Origin of the sequence: Duganella margarita (assembly GCF_009857535.1) — a bacterium.
In the GTDB taxonomy this organism is placed as follows: Bacteria; Pseudomonadota; Gammaproteobacteria; order Burkholderiales; family Burkholderiaceae_D; genus Rugamonas; species Rugamonas margarita.
In genome coordinates, this window is record NZ_WWCS01000002.1 from 471,465 (window position 1) to 489,663 (window position 18,199).

16 protein-coding genes are annotated in these 18,199 nt (G+C 62.8%); 9 read left to right on the top strand and 7 right to left on the bottom strand.

The genetic code is table 11. The features are described 5' to 3' along the window. Window positions 1–9: 9 nt before the first annotated feature. The 5 genes from GTP55_RS04595 to udk form a co-directional block, all read right to left on the bottom strand. Window positions 10–2,004: a DUF4962 domain-containing protein gene (locus GTP55_RS04595; RefSeq protein WP_161043782.1), complete on the bottom strand. Its 1,995-nt coding sequence runs from the start codon at window positions 2,002–2,004 to the stop codon at window positions 10–12. A 19-nt stretch (window positions 2,005–2,023) separates the two neighbouring features. Next, window positions 2,024–2,779 carry an SDR family NAD(P)-dependent oxidoreductase gene (locus GTP55_RS04600; RefSeq protein WP_161043783.1) on the bottom strand — a complete coding sequence of 252 codons (756 nt, stop codon included), beginning with the start codon at window positions 2,777–2,779 and terminating at the stop codon, window positions 2,024–2,026. Window positions 2,780–2,824: 45 nt separating this feature from the next. Next, the gene (locus GTP55_RS04605) at window positions 2,825–3,862 is read right to left on the bottom strand and encodes a LacI family DNA-binding transcriptional regulator (protein ID WP_110847020.1); all 1,038 of its coding nucleotides are present in this window, start codon (window positions 3,860–3,862) and stop codon (window positions 2,825–2,827) included. Between the two features lie 25 nt (window positions 3,863–3,887). Further along, window positions 3,888–6,350 (bottom strand): TonB-dependent receptor, encoded by a 2,463-nt coding sequence (locus tag GTP55_RS04610; protein ID WP_161043784.1) that lies wholly within the window; start codon window positions 6,348–6,350, stop codon window positions 3,888–3,890. A gap of 256 nt (window positions 6,351–6,606) precedes the next feature. Continuing rightward, a complete protein-coding gene (gene udk, locus GTP55_RS04615; protein ID WP_229257729.1) occupies window positions 6,607–7,338 on the bottom strand; it encodes a uridine kinase in 732 nt (243 codons plus the stop codon). Between the two features lie 16 nt (window positions 7,339–7,354). On the opposite strand from udk, the gene GTP55_RS04620 reads away from it, so the two are divergent. The 5 genes from GTP55_RS04620 (at window position 7,355) to GTP55_RS04640 (ending at window position 10,907) form a co-directional block, all read left to right on the top strand. Then, the gene (locus GTP55_RS04620; RefSeq protein WP_161043785.1) at window positions 7,355–7,738 is read left to right on the top strand and encodes a hypothetical protein; all 384 of its coding nucleotides are present in this window, start codon (window positions 7,355–7,357) and stop codon (window positions 7,736–7,738) included. A 132-nt stretch (window positions 7,739–7,870) separates the two neighbouring features. Continuing rightward, window positions 7,871–8,431, top strand: a complete 561-nt coding sequence (locus GTP55_RS04625; RefSeq protein WP_161043786.1) for a peroxiredoxin — start codon at window positions 7,871–7,873, stop codon at window positions 8,429–8,431. Continuing rightward, on the top strand, window positions 8,428–9,681 hold the full coding sequence (locus GTP55_RS04630) for a protein-disulfide reductase DsbD family protein (protein ID WP_202423529.1): 1,254 nt from the start codon (window positions 8,428–8,430) through the stop codon (window positions 9,679–9,681). Before GTP55_RS04625 ends, GTP55_RS04630 begins: the two co-directional genes overlap by 4 nt. A gap of 19 nt (window positions 9,682–9,700) precedes the next feature. Then, window positions 9,701–10,285, top strand: a complete 585-nt coding sequence (locus GTP55_RS04635; RefSeq protein ID WP_202423531.1) for a sigma-70 family RNA polymerase sigma factor — start codon at window positions 9,701–9,703, stop codon at window positions 10,283–10,285. Beyond that, a complete protein-coding gene (locus tag GTP55_RS04640) occupies window positions 10,263–10,907 on the top strand; it encodes an NrsF family protein (RefSeq protein WP_161043787.1) in 645 nt (214 codons plus the stop codon). Before GTP55_RS04635 ends, GTP55_RS04640 begins: the two co-directional genes overlap by 23 nt. 133 nt (window positions 10,908–11,040) lie before the next feature. Here GTP55_RS04640 and GTP55_RS04645 read toward each other — a convergent pair whose 3' ends face one another. Beyond that, window positions 11,041–11,256 (bottom strand): hypothetical protein, encoded by a 216-nt coding sequence (locus GTP55_RS04645; RefSeq protein ID WP_161043788.1) that lies wholly within the window; start codon window positions 11,254–11,256, stop codon window positions 11,041–11,043. Window positions 11,257–11,473: 217 nt separating this feature from the next. Between GTP55_RS04645 and GTP55_RS04650 the strand changes: the two genes are divergently transcribed. Together GTP55_RS04650 and GTP55_RS04655 are read left to right on the top strand one after the other, a co-directional pair. Then, on the top strand, window positions 11,474–12,688 hold the full coding sequence (locus GTP55_RS04650) for an MFS transporter (RefSeq protein ID WP_229257730.1): 1,215 nt from the start codon (window positions 11,474–11,476) through the stop codon (window positions 12,686–12,688). Next, on the top strand, window positions 12,685–14,319 hold the full coding sequence (locus GTP55_RS04655) for a glycoside hydrolase family 43 protein (protein ID WP_161043790.1): 1,635 nt from the start codon (window positions 12,685–12,687) through the stop codon (window positions 14,317–14,319). Before GTP55_RS04650 ends, GTP55_RS04655 begins: the two co-directional genes overlap by 4 nt. Here GTP55_RS04655 and GTP55_RS04660 read toward each other — a convergent pair. After that, a complete protein-coding gene (locus tag GTP55_RS04660) occupies window positions 14,297–14,737 on the bottom strand; it encodes a hypothetical protein (RefSeq protein ID WP_161043791.1) in 441 nt (146 codons plus the stop codon). The two genes, GTP55_RS04655 and GTP55_RS04660, sit on opposite strands and share 23 nt — an antisense overlap. A 126-nt stretch (window positions 14,738–14,863) precedes the next feature. On the opposite strand from GTP55_RS04660, the gene GTP55_RS29515 reads away from it, so the two are divergent. Beyond that, window positions 14,864–16,294, top strand: a complete 1,431-nt coding sequence (locus GTP55_RS29515; protein ID WP_202423533.1) for a GDSL-type esterase/lipase family protein — start codon at window positions 14,864–14,866, stop codon at window positions 16,292–16,294. After that, on the top strand, window positions 16,294–18,174 hold the full coding sequence (locus GTP55_RS29520) for a WD40/YVTN/BNR-like repeat-containing protein (RefSeq protein ID WP_202423535.1): 1,881 nt from the start codon (window positions 16,294–16,296) through the stop codon (window positions 18,172–18,174). Before GTP55_RS29515 ends, GTP55_RS29520 begins: the two co-directional genes overlap by 1 nt. The last annotated feature ends 25 nt before the right edge of the window (window positions 18,175–18,199 follow it).

Below are 18,199 nucleotides of genomic sequence, written 5' to 3' on the forward strand. Positions count from 1 at the left end.
TGCGGCTCCTTAGAACTTCAGTGTGGTGGTCAGCGTGGCGGTCTTGCTGGCCGGCAGGGAGACGCGCAGCACGGCGCCGCGTTCTTCCTTCGGTCCCTTGTCGACGTTGCCCGGCGGGCCGGCGGCCACGACGATGCCCGGTGCGATGACGGCTTTGGCGCCGACGGTGGCAACGTCCACTTTCAGCGATGCCGGCTGGCCGGGTACGACGAAGCTTTGTGCGCCGGTCTGCGTGATGGCGCGGTCGCCATGTACCTGCGCCGTCAGCACCACCGGCTTGCTGGCGCGCAGCGTGTCGGTCACGGTCCAGACGCCGCGTGCGTAGCTGAAGCGGCGCTCCAGTTTTTCCACGCCCAGTTCCGGCCGGTAGGCGCCGGCCAGGTCGGCGACGATGTCGGCGCGGTCGCGTTCCAGTTTGGCGCTGGCGATGCGGATGCTGTCCAGCCGCGCATACGGATAATCGCGGAACGCGTCGTGGCCGCCGCCTTCGTTGGCCTGGCCATGGTCGTCGATCAGCAGCGTGTTGCTCAGGTTGCTTTTCGGGATGCCAGCGTAGCCCATCGGGCCGGTCAGGTAGCTGCCGCCGCCGAACAGGATGAAGCTGCCCGCGTCGGGATGCGAGTGGCCCATTTCCAGGTGCCAGTCCGGCAGCTTGTCGATTACGTGCGCCACGTGGTGGCCTTCCGGCGGGCCGGCGCGGAAGGCGAAGGCGGTGGCTTTCGGCGTCCAGTCGCTGCGCCAGTAGACGGTCCCGAGATCCTCGAAGTGATGGTGTGGCGTCATGGCCGACATCGGCGACGATTTCAGCGCGGGATCACGCCACAGCAAGGTCCAGAAATCCTCCGCGCAGACGTGGCCCAGCGAGGCCATCCAGTCTGCCACGCCTTGCGCTTCGGGATTCCTGAAGCGCGCCGCCAGCCGGTACAGCAGGTTATAGTTGGAGTTGAGCTTGCCGCCGGGATGGGTGCGCGCCGGTTCTTCGCCGATACGGGAACGCGTGATCGGGCCTTCAAAGGCGTCACCGAAGTCGTAAATGTCCTGACCGTTCGGCGTGATCGAGTGGGCGATGTACAGGTGCGCCTTGCTCAAGGCCGGCGTGTCGTACAGGTCGTCGCCGGCCGCGTGGGCGAAGGCGTCCAGCGCGTGGATGATCCATGGCATGGAGAAGATCCAGTATTCCACGCCTTCGTAGAAGTAGCCGTCCGGCGAGGCCACTTCCAGCACGCGCGTGAAAATGGCGCGCGACAGCGCCGCCCATTGCGCCGCTTCCGGCGTGTCGTCCCATACCGCATACGCCGCGACGGCCAGGCCGGCGATTGGAATGAAGCAGTGGTTCTGGCTGTACGAGTAGGACTTGCCCGGCTTCGGCGAGAAGTGCCTGGCCAGGATGCCGGCCTGGCGGATCAGCTTGTCGCGGTAGCGCTTGCGTTCTTCCTCGGTCAGCGCGTCGTACAGCAGGTCGTAGCCGGCGCCCAGGCCGTACAGCAGGTGACCGGCGGCGAGGTCGATGTCCGGCTTGCTGAAGGTATAGCCCCAGACGTCATAGCTGACCGCCGCGTCCATATAGCGCTTGGCCGCCTCCAGGTATTTGGCGTCGCCCTCGATCTGGTAGGCCAGCGCCGCGCCGATGATGCCGATGGCGGTGTTGTTCTGCGCACGGCGTTTCTGCGCCGGCGCCACAGCTGGTGCTTCGCGCATGGCGATCAGGCCGGCAAGGCCTTTCTGCCATTCGGCGCGCTGGCTGCCCTTGGCGCGCTGGCGCAGGTCATCGAGGCCAGCCTTGGTGGTGTAGACGCGTGGATGCACGCCGCGCAGTTCGGCGCGCAGCGCCGCCGGATGCGCTTTCATCAGCGTTTCCAGCGGATGCGGACCGGACATGGCCTTGCCCTGCATGGTGCCCAGCGACTCGCGCGCATCCTGCGCCAGTGCGCTGCTCAGCGAAAACGCGGGCAAGGAGAGGGCCGCAGCGCCAAGGAAACGGCGCCGTGTGAAGGTTGGATTCATCGAAGGCTCCGGAAGGGAATCAGTAGAGGCCGAGGCCGCCGTTGACCTGGATGATTTCGCCGGCCAGGAAGGCGGCGCGTTCGGACGCGAGGAACACCACCACGTTGGCGACGTCTTCCGGCGTGCCTTCGCGGCGGGCCGGCGTGCGTTCGGCGATGGCCTGGCGGTTGGCCGGCGTGTTGAAGGTGTCGTGGAAGCGGGTGGCGATCAGGCCCGGCGAGACGCCGTTGACGCGGATGCCCAGCGGGCCGACTTCCTTGGCCAGCGCGCGGGTGAAAGTGGCAATCGCCGCCTTGGAGGCCGCATAGTGCGCCGAACCCGGACCGCCGCCGTCGAACGCCGCCAGCGACGACATGGTGATGATGGCGCCACGGCCGCGCGGCTCCATGCGCTTCAGCGCCGCCTGGCTGATCAGGAAGGTGGTGGTGAGGTTCAGGTTCAGCGCCTCGTTCCACAAGGTCAGCGGCATTTCCGCCACGCGGCAGCGCTGGATCAGGCCGCCGATGTTGGCGAACAGGATGTCGATCTCGCCGATGGCGCCTTCCGCTTCGGCAAAGACCTGTTCGGCGATCTTGTCATCGGTCAGGTCGGCCTTGATGGCCTGGGCGTTGCGGCCGAGGGCGCGGATCTGCGCCACCACCTCCGCCGCTTCGTCGGCGCTGCTCCAGTAGGTCAGCACGACGTCGGCGCCGGCCTGTGCCAATGCCAGCGAGCTGGCCTTGCCGATGCCCGAGGCGCCGCCCATGACAAGTGCGCGTTTTCCGATAAGTTCCATGGCTATGCTCTTTCAGGTAAATGGTTGAGTTGACGAATGCGTGAACTACTTGGGTGGCGCCGCAGTGGACGCCCGTACGATCAGTTCCGGCGCAAACAGCTCGCCGCCCGCCGTCGCCGTGTTCGGCGCGAGGATGCGTTGCACCGCCGCGTCGGCCATGGCCTGGATCGGCTGGCGCAGCGTGGTCAGCGGCGGGTCGTTGGCGGCGGAGAAGAAAATATCGTCGATGCCGATCAGCGAGAAATCCTGCGGCAGCCGCTTGCCCAGTTGTTTCAGGCCGATGCCGATGCCGATCGCCATCATGTCGTTGATGGCGATGGCGGCCGTCGGCTTGCTGGCGGCCGACAGCAGGCGCGCCGCCGCGCTGCGGCCCAGCTCGAACAGCTGGGTATCGCCGTGCAGGTCGGTCGGCGCGTCGGTGGCGTCGGCGATCACCAGTTCGCCGCTGACGCCGGCCGCCGCCGTCGCCTGCTGGAAGCCCTTCACGCGGTCCTGGCGGTTCAGCGTGAACGGCGGCGGCGTCACCAGCGCGATGGCACGGTGGCCCAGCGCCACCAGGTGTTCCACCGCCTTGGTGGTGGCCGCCACGTTGTCCACCGAGATGGTGGTAATGCGTTCGTGGCTGTCATCGGAGCGCTTGATGTCGAACGCCACCACCGGGCAGCGCGCCGTCATCGCCACCAGGTGGTCGGTGTCGTTCAGCGCCGAGCCGGTGATGATGCCCTGCGCGCCGTAGGCCAGCAGGTCGGCCATCACGGCCCGTTCGCGCTCCGGATCGCGGAAGGTGCTGAAGGTCATCACGTGACAGTGGTGGCGCGCGGCGGCCGTCTCCACCGCGCAGGCCAGCGAACCGAAGAACTGATTGGCCAGCGACGGCACCAGCAGTCCCACCATGGAGGCGACGCCGGTCTTGAGCTGGCGGGCGGCGTTGTTGGGCCGGTAGCCCAGCTGCTCGATCGCCTGCTGGATCTTGCGCTGGGTGTCGGGCCGCATCTGCTCCATGCGGTTGTTCAGAAAATTCGAGATGCTGGTGGTCGATACGCCGGCCAGTCTCGCTACATCCTGAATTTTTGGTTCGCTCATGATTTCCTTGTTGAGTGTTATGCGCTCAGAACGCCACGTCCAAACGGATCGAGGTGTAGCGGAACGCGTCGCGGGCGGGTTGCCAGCCGTAAGATCTGATATCGGAGCCGCCGGCGGCCTTCTTGAAGTTCAGGAAGGAGCCGACATTGCCGACAGCATAATGGTGGTCGAACAGGTTTTTGACGCCGAACGACAATTTATATTTGCCCTTGGCGTCCTTGATCGAGGCGCCGAGGTCGAAGATGCCATAGCCGGGCCGTTGCAGCGACGGGTCCTGGCTGATCGCCCCTTGCACCTTGGCCTGGGTACGCCACTGGGCGTTGATCGCCGCCACATACGGCATCCACGACACGGCCGGCAGCGTGTATTCGCCGCCCATGCTGGCCTTCCATTTCGGCGCATTCGGCATCATGCCGCCGCTGGCGTCGCGCAGGAAGGAGCCGGGCACCAGCTGGTTGGGGATGGTGCAGTCGGTGGCGCCGCTGTAGCACGGACCCTGGGTCCAGTCGCGCACCACGGCGCGGGTGTAGGCCATGCTGGCGTTGAGCAGCAGCGCGCGCGTGGCCAGCACGGTGGCGTCGGCCTCGAAGCCGCGCGTCTGCAGCGAGGGAATGCTGTACAGCACGCTGGCCTGGCTGCCGTCGGTGAAGCGTTCGGTGGCCGAGGTCTGGTAATCGCGGAAGCGGGTCTGGAAGATCGCCGCGTTCAAGGTGGCGCGGTTGTTCCACAGGTTGGCCTTGAAGCCGGCCTCGAAGCTGGTGGCTTTCTCGGGCGCCAGCGGCAGGTGGGCGAACACGTTGACGTTGTTGGCGCCGCTGGTCATGTCGTAAGCCACGCCCTTGTGGCCGGTGGAGGCGGTGCCGTACACCATCATCTCGTCGTTCAGGTGATAGGTGTAGCCGACCTTGCCGGTGACGGCGTTTTCCTTGTTCTGCGGCGCCACGTACAGGTTCTCGCCGGTGTGCACGTTGTTGGCGGCGGTCGACGACAGGCTGTCGATGGTGTGGAACGAGTAGTCGTTGGCCTCGTGGTTGTAGCGCAGGCCGGCGCTCAGGCTTTGTTTCGGCGCGAAGTCCCAGTTGGTGTTGGCGTAGATCGCGTGCGTCAGGCTGCCCGAGTTGGTATCGTAGTTGGTGTAGTTGGTTTCCTTGACGAAGGCGTTGCCGCGCAAATAGGTGCGGTACAGCGTGTTACGCGCCGCCCACAGGCCGACCAGGTAGCGGAAGTTGCCGCTGTCCGGTGACGTCAGGCGGAATTCCTGGGTCGAGGTCTTGCTCTCCAATGTACCGTTGATCATCGGCGACTCGGCGATGCCGGACGGCTTGCCGGCGGCGTTGACCTGGTAGTAGGTTGAGATCAGGTCGATGTTGTCGTTGTCGCGGAAGTCATTGGACAGATTGTTGTCCACCGAGGTGATCGAGGTCAGCGAATGGCCGGCCAGCGGCGAGCTGTCCGGGAAAGCGTAGTTGACGCGCACGCCCAGCGCGCGGTCGGTCGCTTCCAGCCCGGTCGGCGAATCGTTGCGGATCTCGCGGTTCCACTGGCTGACGTGGATGCCGCGCAGCACGGCGGTGTTGGACAGCGCCGTGTAGTTCTTGTTGTACAGGTAGCCGACGCCTGGACCGATGGAGGTGATGGCGGCGGTGTTGCCGGTCGCCAGCGAGTGATCGAAGCGCGGCGTGATCAGCACGTCCAGGTCGTTGGAGATTTTCCATTGCAGCTTGGCCATGAAGGTCTTGGCGCCGGAGCCGTTCTGCATGCTGTCGTTGGTCAGGTTGTGCAGCATGCCGGGGAAGTTGGTCTTACTGGCATACAGGCGCAGGCCGAAGGTGTCGGTCAGGCGGCCGCTGAGCGAGGCGGCGACGCGGTACTCGTGGTCGCTGGTGTCGTAGACGCTGACGCGGGTCTGCATCGGGCCGGCGCCGATCGGCTTGGTGGTCATGACCACGGCGCCGGCGATCGCGCTTTTGCCGAACAGCGTGCTTTGCGGGCCCTTCAACACTTCGACGCGGGCCATGTCGGTCATGTCCTTGAACGCCTGCTGGGTCTGGGCGTAGGGGATGTCGTCCACCAGAATGGCGACGTCGCCCTCAATGCCGAGGTTGTTCGACGTGGTGCCGATACCGCGCATATTGATGCTGTTGGTGCCGACCTGGGTGCCGACCGACACCGACAGCGCCGGCGACAGGTTGATGATGTCGACCAGTTCGCGCACGTTGTTGCGCTGCATGTATTCCTCGCCCAGCACCGAGATCGAGGCGGGCACGTCTTCCAATTTCTCCACGCGGCGGTTGGCGGTCACCACCACCGATTCCAGCTTCAACTGATCGGTGGCGGGCGCCGCCGGCGTCGTCGCTGCTGCATCGCCAGATTGCTGGGCGTGCGCGGGCAGGGCGCCCAGCACGGCCAGCGCCACGGCGGAGGCGAGCGGCGTGAGCCGGAAAGCGGGGCGGCGGCGCAACGCGCCGGGCGTAAGTGGTCCAGTCATCATAGTCTCCGTTATCTTATATTTATCATCTTGGAACTGCAACGATTTACTGTATCGATACAGTAAATCGGGAAAAAAATATAGCGGTGAAACGTACGGCGAAAATCCGGTTATGGCTGAAGCGGTTACTGTATCGATTTACTGTAACGATGCAGTAAGCATAAACCAACGAGTGACGATGTCAACAGTTTTTTGTGCTCGCCGATAGACAAAGAGCCGCCCGGAGGCGGCTCTTCGCATTTTTACATGAGCGAAATCAGGACCGTTTCAACTGCCCGATAACGCTGGCTACTTTGGTGGTGATCATATCCACTGCCGGGCCATTGGCGCCGTGCGGAATGATGATGTCGGCATTGCGCTTGGTGGGTTCGATGAATTGCTTGTGCATCGGACGCACCGTTTCCAGGTACTGGCCGACGACGCTTTCCACCGAGCGGCCGCGTTCGGTGATGTCGCGTTGCATGCGGCGGATGAAGCGGATGTCGGAAGCGGTGTCGACATAGATCTTCAGCGACATCATGTCGCACAAGTCCGCGTCATACAGCGCAAACAGACCTTCGATCACAATGACCGGGGCGGGCTTGACGGTGATGGTGCGGTCGGAGCGGTTGTGCAGCGTGAAGTCGTACTCCGGCATTTCGATCGTTTCGCCATTGCGCAACGCCTGGATATGTTGCACCAGCAACGACCATTCGAAGGCCTGGGGATGGTCGTAATTTTGCTGGGGACGGATTTCAGGGCTGAGATGGGTTTGGTCGCGGTAGTAATCGTCCTGCATCACGACCGAGACCATATCTGCGCCAAACGCAGCGAGCACTTTCTGGGACACAGTGGACTTGCCACTGCCGCTACCGCCTGCGACGCCAATAATAAACGGTTGGAAGGAAATCGTATTCATGCCGAATGATACCGGAATCGCGCCCGAACCGACAGGGACCGGCGGCGGCGGCAGGACTTTTCCCGCTCCGCTAAGATGATGTCTCTTCAAGGAAATTGGAGGAAATGTGAAAAAATATGCGCGGCAGTCGCTGGCGGTGGTAGTGGCTGTTTTTATACTGTTGTCGCCTGCGCACGCCGGCGATCCCTCGTCCGCCGTGGCTGCGGTGGCCGACGCGCCGCCCGAAACACAGGTGCGTATCCTGAAGATTGTCTTCAACGATATGTTTGGCTCGCGCGCCGAGTTGAAGGCGAAATTCGTCGCGGCTTGCCAAGCGCGGGAAAAGGCTGCGCCAGCACCGGTCGCTGTGCCGGCCAAGCCAGCCAAACCGCTATCGGAGGCTGCCCAGCAGAAGGCGGGGGAGCTTTCCAAAGAGGCGGTATTGGCTGCGCTGTGCAGCGGCCCCGCGCGCCGCCAGGTGGAGGCGGCCTTGACGCCGCCGGCACGCTAACCGGTAGCCAAACGGCAATGACCGGCCGATTCCAAATTTATTTTTCTGTGACCGAAACTTTTCCGCTGCCCTGGGCGAACCTCCGATATGGCCATGATCACATGGTCACTAATCCATCAACAGGAGTTCACAATGGCACGTCTCGGGACCTATGTGGCGCAAGCTACGCTTTCAACTTTCCTGGCGCTTTCGGCGTCTTATGCGCTGGCGGCGCTGCCTGAAGGCGCGAAAGCCCCGGATTTCCAGCTGGACGCTGCGCTGGCCGGCAAGCCGACCACGTTTGCGCTGGGAAAAGCACTGCGCCAAGGTCCGGTGGTGCTGTATTTCTTCCCCGCCGCGTTCACCCAAGGCTGCACCCTGGAAGCGCACGAATTCGCCGAGGCGACGGATGATTTCCGTAAACTGAACGCCACCGTGATTGGCGTCACGGCCGGCAATGCCGACCGCGTTGCCGAGTTCTCGAAGCTGGAATGCCGCGACAAGTTTGCCGTCGCCGCCGATCCGGGCGCCAAGGTTGCCGCGCTGTATCACACCCAGTTCACCACCAAGGACGGCAAAGCGCTCTCGGAACGTACTTCGTTCGTGATTGCGCCGGACGGCAAGATTTTGCTCAGCTACACCGATCCAAACCCGGAGTTGCATATCAAGAAAGCGATGAGCGCTGTCGAAGCGTGGCATAAGACCGCCAAATGACCATGCTGACCACCCTTGCCGCCGCCTTTCTGGGCGGACTGATCCTCAACTGCATGCCGTGCGTTTTTCCGGTGATTTCACTGAAAGCGTTCGGCGTGATCCGTCATACCGGCGACCCGAGGGCGGTGCGTATTGATGGGCTGGCGTTTCTGGCCGGCGTGGTCGTCACCATGATGCTGCTCGGTGGCGCGCTGCTGATGGCACGTGCCGGCGGGGCGGCGGTGGGGTGGGGCTTCCAGTTGCAGTCGCCCGTGCTGATTGCTGCGCTGGCACTCGTCATGCTCGGTTCGGCGCTGAATCTGATGGGCGTATTTGAAGTCGGCCTGTCAGTGCAACGCATTGGCGGCGTTGGCGCCTCGCAAACCGGGCCGCTTGGTGCTGCACTGACCGGAGCGCTGGCCATTATTGTGGCCACGCCTTGCACGGCGCCGTTTATGGCCGGCGCGATCGGCGCGGCCCTGGTGCGTCCGCCGGTTGAGGGCATGGCGATTTTCCTGGCGCTCGCGCTTGGCTTTGCTGCGCCGTTCACGGCGATTTCCCTGATGCCTGCCTGTGCCCGGCTGTTGCCCAAGCCCGGTGCATGGATGGCAGTCCTCAAGCATGTGCTGGCTTTCCCGATGCTGGCTGCCGCTGCGTGGCTAGCGTGGGTGCTGGATCAGCAGGCTGGTTCCTCTGCGTTGGGAACGTTGCTGGCTTCATCGGTCGTGCTGGGCTTTGCCGCCTGGATTTATGGACTGGCACAACAGCGTCTGCTGGCTGGACGATCGTACAGGCTGCTGCTGGGCTTTTCGATTGTGCTGTTGGTGGGCCTGACGGTGCCGCTGGCCGATTTGCCCAAGACCAGTGCCGGTGGCGCTATCGCCAGCGCCGGTCCGTCCAAAACCATGTCGTCGGCAGCGCCAATCGCATGGACGCCGCAGGCGGTGGAGGCGCAACGCAAAAGTGGCAAGCCGATCTTCGTCAATTTCACGGCGTCGTGGTGCATCACTTGCCAGGTGAATGACAAGGCAGCGCTATCCACCTCGGCGGTGAAGCAAGCCATGGCGCAGACAGATACAATTTACATGGTCGCGGATTCAACCAAATATAATCCCGATATTGACCAAGCCATCAATCAGTTTGGCCGGGGCGGACTGCCGGTGTATGTTGTCTATCCAGCCGACGGCGGCGAGCCGACGCTGCTGCCGCAACTGCTGAGTCCGGAGATTGTGATATCGGCCTTGCAGCACGCCTCAAAAAAACGGTCGTAAAAAACATTGGGAACGAGATTTGATCGATACATCGCCAGCGGAGAGCCTTGCTTCAGGAGCTGCCTGGGCGCAGCTCATGGTGCGGGCTCAAGATGGCGATCAGATTGCCTATGCGCGTCTGCTGAAGGCGATGGTTCCCATCATTCGCGGCATGGTGAGGCGCAGGATCTATCACGATGACGCCTTCGTGGAAGACGTGGTACAGGACGTCTTGCTGACAGTGCACCGGGTGCGCCACACCTATGACCCGGTCCGTCCGTTCTTGCCGTGGCTGGCGGCGATTGCTGCCGCGCGCGCGATTGATGCGTTGCGCGCGCGCGGCCGCCGCCAGGGCTGGGAAGTGCTGGACGAGGAGGCCGTGTTGGCGCATCCCGACGGTTCGGTCGCCGAGGCGCATGACAGCCTGGCGGCCCACCAGCAACTCGACGGTATGCTGCGCCGTCTGCCCGACCGGCAACGGCGGATGGTCGAACTGGTGCATTTAGCTGAATTGAGCCTGGCTGAAGCAGCGACGGCCAGCAGCATGACGCTGTCGGCAGTGAAGTCCTTGCTGCACCGCGCTTTCACCACGCTTCGCCGAAATGGAAACCCAGATCATGAATAACCATGATGCCCTGATTGAACGCCTCAGCCGCGCAGCGACGCCGGTGAAAAGACCCGCATCGCCGTGGCAGCGGGCGCTGCGCTGGATACTGCTGGCGCTGCCATGCGGTTTTCTGGCGTCGTTGATAATGCCGTCGGCAGCGGCGAACTGGTCTGACCCCGGCGCGCTATGGGCGGGCTTGGGCATGCTGGTGTCGCTGGGTCTGGGCGTGTTTGCCCTCAAGACCGCATTTGCGCTGAGCATCGCCGGCCACAAGCTGCCGCAGTGGCGGTGGCTGGCCGCGTTTTCGGTGGTGTGGTTGCTGGTAGAATTGCTACAAATCAACAGTTCAGGCGATCCGGTAGGGCACTTTGGCGATGGGATCTACTGCTACACCTTCATGCTGATTGCCGGCATCCCGATGATGATCATCGCGGTCTCTGCGCTGCGGCAGACGCGCTCACTCTATCCCGCTGGTAGCCTGGCGATTGCGGGCCTGGGCATCGCCGCAATGTCGCAAATCATCCTGGGCTTCTGTCATCCCGTGGCGGGAGAACTGATGGATTTGTTGATGCATCTCGCCGCAGCCATCACGCTGATCGCCATCGCCGTGCTTGCAGGGCGCCGCTGGATTGCAATATAGTTCGGGAGGTCGTCAAGACGGATTTTAGGCGGCCTATGTGGCTCAATATCCGGCAGCTTTTCGTCCGTGCATCAAGATAGATGCTGTGGCTGCTGTCGTGCCGAAGTCCTTGCCAAACACGGACAAGATCGCTTCAATCATGTGTATAGCTCACGTATGCGCCTATGCTGCCAGCGATCACGGCGCCCAGTAACACTCCAGTGATGCCTAAGCACAAGCCGCCGATAGTACTGCCGCCGATGGAACATGCGAAGATCGTGGAGAAGGCGCCGCCATGGTGGTGGTCAGGCTTTTCTATATCAACGCTTGGCGTGGATGGCACGCCGGCTGCTTTTTTGCCAGTCTTCATGGCATTGCCTCCTGAATGGGCGATATTGACCAGACTAGCATGTGTCGTTACGCAGTTTCGTCGAATAGCGCGTTGATTGATACATAACAATAATCTCTGACATACCAGCGGTAAAAAAGTTCAAGGTTGCGCAATCATGTGGGTGCCAAGTATGGTATCGTCGCGGTCATTATAAAATGATTGCGCAATCATGAAAATACGGGGACTACGCTGGTGGATGATCAGTCTGATCATGCTCGGGGCGATAATAAACTATCTGACGCGCAGCACGCTGGCGGTGGCGGCGCCGACGTTGCTGACGGAACTGGGCATCAGCACCAGGGAATATTCCTATATAACAGCAGCCTTCCAGGGCGCGATCATGCTGCAGCCGCTATGCGGCTACATACTCGATGTGATCGGCCTGAAGTTTGGCTTTGCCATGTTTGCCGCCGCCTGGTCGGTGATCTGCATGGCGCATGGTTTCGCTACCAACTGGCATACGCTGGCGGTGTTGCGCGGCATGCTGGGGCTGGCGGAGGGTTCGGCCAACCCGGCCGGCATGAAAGCCGTATCCGAATGGTTCCCGGCCAGGGAGCGCGGCATGGCCGGCGGGATTTTCAATATCGGCGCTTCGTTCGGCTCGATGCTGGCGCCGCCGCTGGTGGTGTGGGCGATCCTGCATTACAACTGGCAGTCGGCGTTTGTGATCACCGGCGCGCTGGGCCTGGTCTGGGTGGCGGCGTGGCTGCTGCTGTATGACGCGCCGGCGCGTCATCGCCGCCTGTCGCAAGAGGAGGCGCAGCATATCGCCGCAGGCCAGGAGCAGCATCTGGAAGGCGACGGCAAGCGGCCGTCCATTCTCAGCATTTTGAAGATGCGCAATTTCTGGGGTATCGCGCTGCCGCGCTTCCTGGCCGATCCGGCCTGGGGCACGCTGTCGTTCTGGGTGCCGCTGTACCTGACCACGGTGCGCCATTTCGACCTGGCGCAGATTGCCATGTTCGCCTGGCTGCCGTTCCTGGCGGCCGATCTGGGCTGCCTGTTCGGGCCGATGGTGGTGCTGGCGCTGCAAAAGCGCGGCGTGCGGCTGATCAATGCGCGGCGCGGCGCTTTCACGCTGGGCGCGTGCATGATGATGGGCGTGGCGTTTGTCGGCTTCGTTGACAGTCCGTATGCGGCGATTGCCTTGCTTAGTCTGGCCGGCTTTGCGCACCAGACCTTGTCGGTCACGGTGATCACGATGTCGTCCGACCTGTTCCGCCGCAACGAGGTGGCGACGGTGGCCGGCATGTGCGGCACCTTCGGCAATTTCGGCCTGCTGATTTTTTCGCTGATGATCGGCGGGCTGATGGCCACGGTTGGCTACACGCCGTTCTTCGTGAGCCTGGCGGTACTGGACTTGGTGGCGGCGCTGCTGTTGTGGACTTTGGTGCGAGAGAAAACTTCATGATTCAAAATCCCATCCTGCGGGGCTTCAATCCCGATCCGTCCATCGTCCGTGTGGGCGATGATTACTACATTGCGACGTCCACGTTTGAGTGGTATCCCGGCGTGCAGATTCATCACTCGCGCGACCTGGTCAACTGGCGTTTGCTGACGAGGCCGCTCACGCGCGCCAGTCAGCTCAATATGCTGGGTGCGCCCGATTCGTGCGGCTTGTGGGCGCCGTGCCTGACGTATGCGGACGGTTTGTTCTGGCTGATCTATACGGATGTGAAGCGCTATGGCCGCACCTCCACCGGCGGTGCATCGGGCAGCGCGTCCTTGCGCGATTTCCATAATTATCTGGTGACCAGTCCGACGATTGAGGGGCCGTGGTCGGAGCCGGTGTATCTCAACAGCAGCGGTTTCGATCCGTCGCTGTTTCATGATGACGATGGCCGCAAGTATCTGCTGAACCAGCTGTGGGATCACCGGCCGGGCAGCAACCGCTTCAATGGCATTGTGGCGCAGGAGTATTGCGACGGCCGCTTGATTGGCCAGCGCCAGACGATTTTCAAGGGCACGGCGCATGGGCTGACCGAGGCGCCGCATCTGTACAAGCGCAATGGCTATTACTATTTGCTGACGGCAGAGGGCGGCACCGGTTGGAATCACGGCGTGACGATGGCGCGTTCGCGCAATCTGCACGGACCGTATGAGTTGCATCCGGATCAGACCATGCTGAGTTCACGCCATCGGCCCGACGTGGCGTTGCAGCGCGCCGGCCACGCGGATCTGGTCGAGACGCAGGATGGCCAGACTTACATGGTGTATCTGTGCGGCCGGCCGCTGCGCAATCGCGGCACTTGCACGCTGGGGCGCGAGACGGCGATCCAGTCGGTGGTGTGGGGCGAGGACGGCTGGCTGCGCACGCTCGATGGCGTGGGCACGCCGGAGTTGCAGGCTGCCGCGCCGGGATTGCCTGAGCATCGTTTTGCCGAAGACCCGGTGCGCGAGGAGTTTGATGTGTCCGAGCTGCCGATGGCGTTCCAGTGGCTGCGCACGCCATGGCCGGATGAGTTGTTCAGCCTGACGGCGCGGCCGGGGCATTTGCGGCTGTATGGCCGCGAGAGCATGGGCAGCACGTTCCGCCAGTCGCTGGTGGCGCGGCGGCAGCAGGCGCATAGCTATAGCGCGTCGACGGTGGTGGCGTTTGAGCCGGCACATTACCAGCAGCAGGCGGGACTGGTGTGCTACTACAATGCGTCCAAGTTCCACTACCTGTACATCTCGCACGATGAGGTGCTTGGCAAACATTTGCGGGTGATGAGCAGTTTGCCCAATCATGTGCAGACCGATACTTTTACCGCATCGATTGCGTTGCCGCCGGGTGTGCCGGTGCAACTGCGGGTTGAGGTCGACGACGAGCGCTTGTATTTTGGCTATCGGCTGGATGACGGTGAGTGGCAGTGGCTGCCGCAGCAGTTTGACGCCAGCATCCTGTCGGACGAGGCCAACGCGCCCGGCATGCCGAACTTTACCGGCGCGTTCGTGGGCGTGGCATGCCAGGATATGGCGGGCACGGCGTTGCATGCGGACTTTGATTACTTCGAGTACCGCGAACGGGCGTATTGCATCAATCCGAAGGCGGCTGTTTAGGCGGCTTTTTCTCTTCCTGTGCTCGCTTGAGGAGGATGGCGGTTTCGGCGACGATCCGCTTGACTTCTGCCTGGGTTTCCGCCATTTCCTTGCCGGCGCTCAGCGCGGCCAGCATGTTGGAGTAGAGTGCGGCGTTGAATGCCGAGATGCCGAGAACGGCAGCCAGGACGCTGCTGACGCCGGTGACCACGATGGTGGTGCGCAGACTGGCGATGCTGGCGCGCATCTCTGCAATCATCGCTTCCATCCGGTCCATGCGGGCTTCTGATGCCTTGTGGCGTTCGCTCGCAACTTTTTCGCGCTCGTCCATTACCTTAACAAAATTCGCGAATGTCGCTTCGACGGACGAAATCCGGCCATCCACCCGGGCTTCAAGGATGGCGACTTGGGCTTCGCTGTTGTTGGTGGGAGGCGTCATGATGGTTTAGACCGCCGATTGCGAGCACAAGTTCAATATTGTTGTGCTGGTTGGTGATTTTCGTAATTGCGGTGCGCGGTGGGGCACCGCACAATGGTGTGTATAAAAATACGTGAGACATCCCCCATGAATATCCGCCTTGCCGCTACCCTGGCTGTTCTGTCGACGTCCGCTTTCGCGGCTGCGCCCAATGATCTGAACGTGTATGCCGGCCAGCCGCTGGCGTCCGGCCGTATCGTCGTTTCGGATTCCGACTCCGTCAAGACGATGACCGGCGCTGCGGCCACCATTCCCAAGGCCGACAATGGCGTGGTCGCCGTCAGCAAATCGGCCAAGGCGAAGAAGGATGATGCGCTCACGCTCAATTTCAACAAAGCCTGGTACGCCAGCTTGCGCGTGCAGGGCGGCCAGCCGGTCGATCTGCGGCCCTATCTGGACAAGGGCGTGCTGGCGCTGGACCTCAAGGTGGAGGAGCTGGCCGAGGGCGGCCTGAGCTTCCGCGTCAAGTGCGGCGAGCAATGCGAGCGCGGCGTACCGTATGTGATCCCGGCGCGCGCCGCGCAGGGCAAGGGGTGGCAGCATCTGGTGATGTCGGCCAGCTGCTTCTACCGCGATGGCGACGATTTCAGCCAGATATCCCAACCGTTCGAGCTGAACGGCACCGGCAAGGGCAAGGTCGCCATCGCCAACGTCAAGTATCAGCTGAGCGGCACGCCGAACGTTTTGTGCCCGGACTACAAAACCGTTTCGGTCACGCCGGAGAAGCTGAACGAGTCGTGGTCGATCAGCTGGTGGACCGCGCGTCACGAGAAAAAGCTGGCCGAAGCCAAACAGGTAGGCAAGAGCGCGCAAGTGGTCTTTATCGGCGACTCAATCACCGAGGGCTGGGAAAAAAGCGGCGTGCCGGTCTGGGACCGCTATTACAAGCCATTGAACGGCATCGCCCTCGGCTTTGGCGGCGACCGCACCGAGAACGTGCTGTGGCGCCTGCAGCATGGCGAAGTGGACGGCCTGGCGCCGAAAGTCGCGGTGCTGATGTTCGGCACCAATAACACCGGCCATCGCCAGGAAGATCCGAAGACTACGGCCCTCGGCATCAAGCGCAATATCGAGGAATTGCAGCAGCGCCTGCCGGACACCAAGATCCTGCTGCTGGCGATTTTCCCGCGCGGCGAAAAGCCGGACGACAATCTGCGCCAGCTGAACGACAAGGTCAACGCCGTCATCGCCGGCTATGCCGACAACCAGAAAGTGTTCTTCCTCGACATCGGCAAGGCGTTCCTGCAGGCGGACGGCACGCTGTCGCGCGACATCATGCCGGACCTGCTGCACCCGAACGAGAAGGGCTACGAAATCTGGGCCAAGGCCATGGCGCCGACGCTGCAACAGCTGCTGCCGGGCGCGGAAAAGTATGCGTGGGATAACGTCTCGATCGGCGGCAGCGGCTTTGTCTCCGGCCTGATCACCAGCAAGACCGAGCCGGGCCTGATCTACGCCCGCACCGATGTCGGCGGCGCTTACCGCTGGGACGTAAAAAAAAACGCTGGATTCCGCTGATGGACTGGGTGTCCGATAAGGACACCGGCCTGCTCGGCATCGAATCGCTGGCGATCGACCCATCATCGCCCAACAAACTCTACATGACCGCCGGCGTCGCCTATCTGAATGGCGGCGCCAGCGCGGTCCTCAAGTCCGACGATTACGGCAACACCTTCAAACGCATCGACGTCACCAGCCAGTTCAAGGTGCACGGCAACGGCATGGGGCGCGGCAACGGCGAGAAGTTGCAAGTCGATCCGGACAACGGCAAGATTCTGTACGTCGGCACCCGCGCCAACGGCCTGTTCAAGAGCACCGACGAGGGCCTGAGCTGGCATCGTCTGGCTGGCCTCGACGTCACCACCACCAACAACCAGAACGGCATTAGCCTGGTGCTGCTGGACCACGGCAAGATCTACGTCGGCGTCTCGCGCTTTGGCGAAAATATGTATGTGTCGGCTGATGGCGGCAAGACCTTCCGCGCCATGACCGGCGGTCCGCAGAAGCTGATGCCGCATCGCGCCGTGGTGGCCAACGGCAAGCTGGTGCTGACCTTTGCCAAAGGCGCCGGCCCGCATGCGGACAAGGCCAAGGATGAGGGGCTGGAACAGGGCGGCGTGTGGCAATACGACATCGCCAGCGGCAAGTGGGCGGACATCTCTCCGCCGCTCAACGCCGCCTATGCCGGCATCACCGTCGATCAGCGTAATCCGCTGCGCATGGTGGTGTCGACCATCTCGCACTACGACATGCGCGGCGGCATCGGCGACCAGTTCTATGAAACGCTGGACGGCGGCCGTAGCTGGAACAGCATCGTCGCCAAGGGTGTGCAGATCGATTCCAACGGCGTCAGCTGGATTGCCGGCAGCTTCATTCACTGGACCGCCAGCATTGAGTTCGATCCATTTGACAGCCAGCGGCTGATGGCGGTGTCCGGCAACGGCGTGTTCGTCTCCAGCGACATCCACGGGGAAAAGCCGGTGTGGAAGTTTGAGGACATCGGCCTGGAAGAATCGGTGCCGCTGAACCTGGTCAGCATTCCCGGCGGTCCGGTCATTTCGGCGATTGGCGACTACGATGGCTTCCGCCACACCGACGTCACGCATTACTCGCCGATCCACACGCCGACCATGGGAACGACCTGGGGACTGGATTACGCCGCGCAGCAGCCGAACGTGGTGGTGCGCGCCGGCAAGGCGATGTATCTCTCGAAAGACATGGGGGTGACGTGGGCGAAGACCGCCAGCATGCAGGGCACCCAGGGGCAGGTGGCGCTGAGCGCGGACGGCAAGGTCATCGTCCACTGCCCGGAAAAATCCACCACCTGCTACCGCTCGGCCGACGAGGGGGCGACCTGGACCGAGGTGGCCGGCCTGCATACCGAGCGTGGCCGCGCCGTCGCCGATCCGGTCGAGGCCCGCAGATTCTACGCACTGGCCGGCGACCGCCTGCTGGTCAGCACCGACGGCGGCGCCAGCTTTGCGCCGACGGCGGCCCAGCTGGCGTCCGCGCGCGGTTCCAAAACCGTGCGCGCCATGCCGGGCCGCAGCGGCGACGTCTGGGTGGCGCTGTACGACGGCGGTCTGGCGCGCTCCACGGATGCCGGCGCCAGTTTTGCCAATCTACCGGGCGTCAGCTACGCGGCGGCGGTCGGTTTCGGCAAGTCCGCGCCGGGCGCCAGCGACCCCACCGTCTACATCTGGGGCGAGGTCGGCGGCGTGCGCGGCGTGTTCCGCTCTACCGACAGTGGCGCCAGCTGGCTGCGCATCAATGACGACCAACATCAATACGGCGGCCCCGGCGACGCCCAGTTCGTGGTCGGCGATATGAACACGTTTGGTGTTGTCTATATGAGCACGGCAGGGCGCGGCATCGTGTTCGGCAAGCCGAAAACGTAATTTCCTTTAGGTATTTAGTCAAATT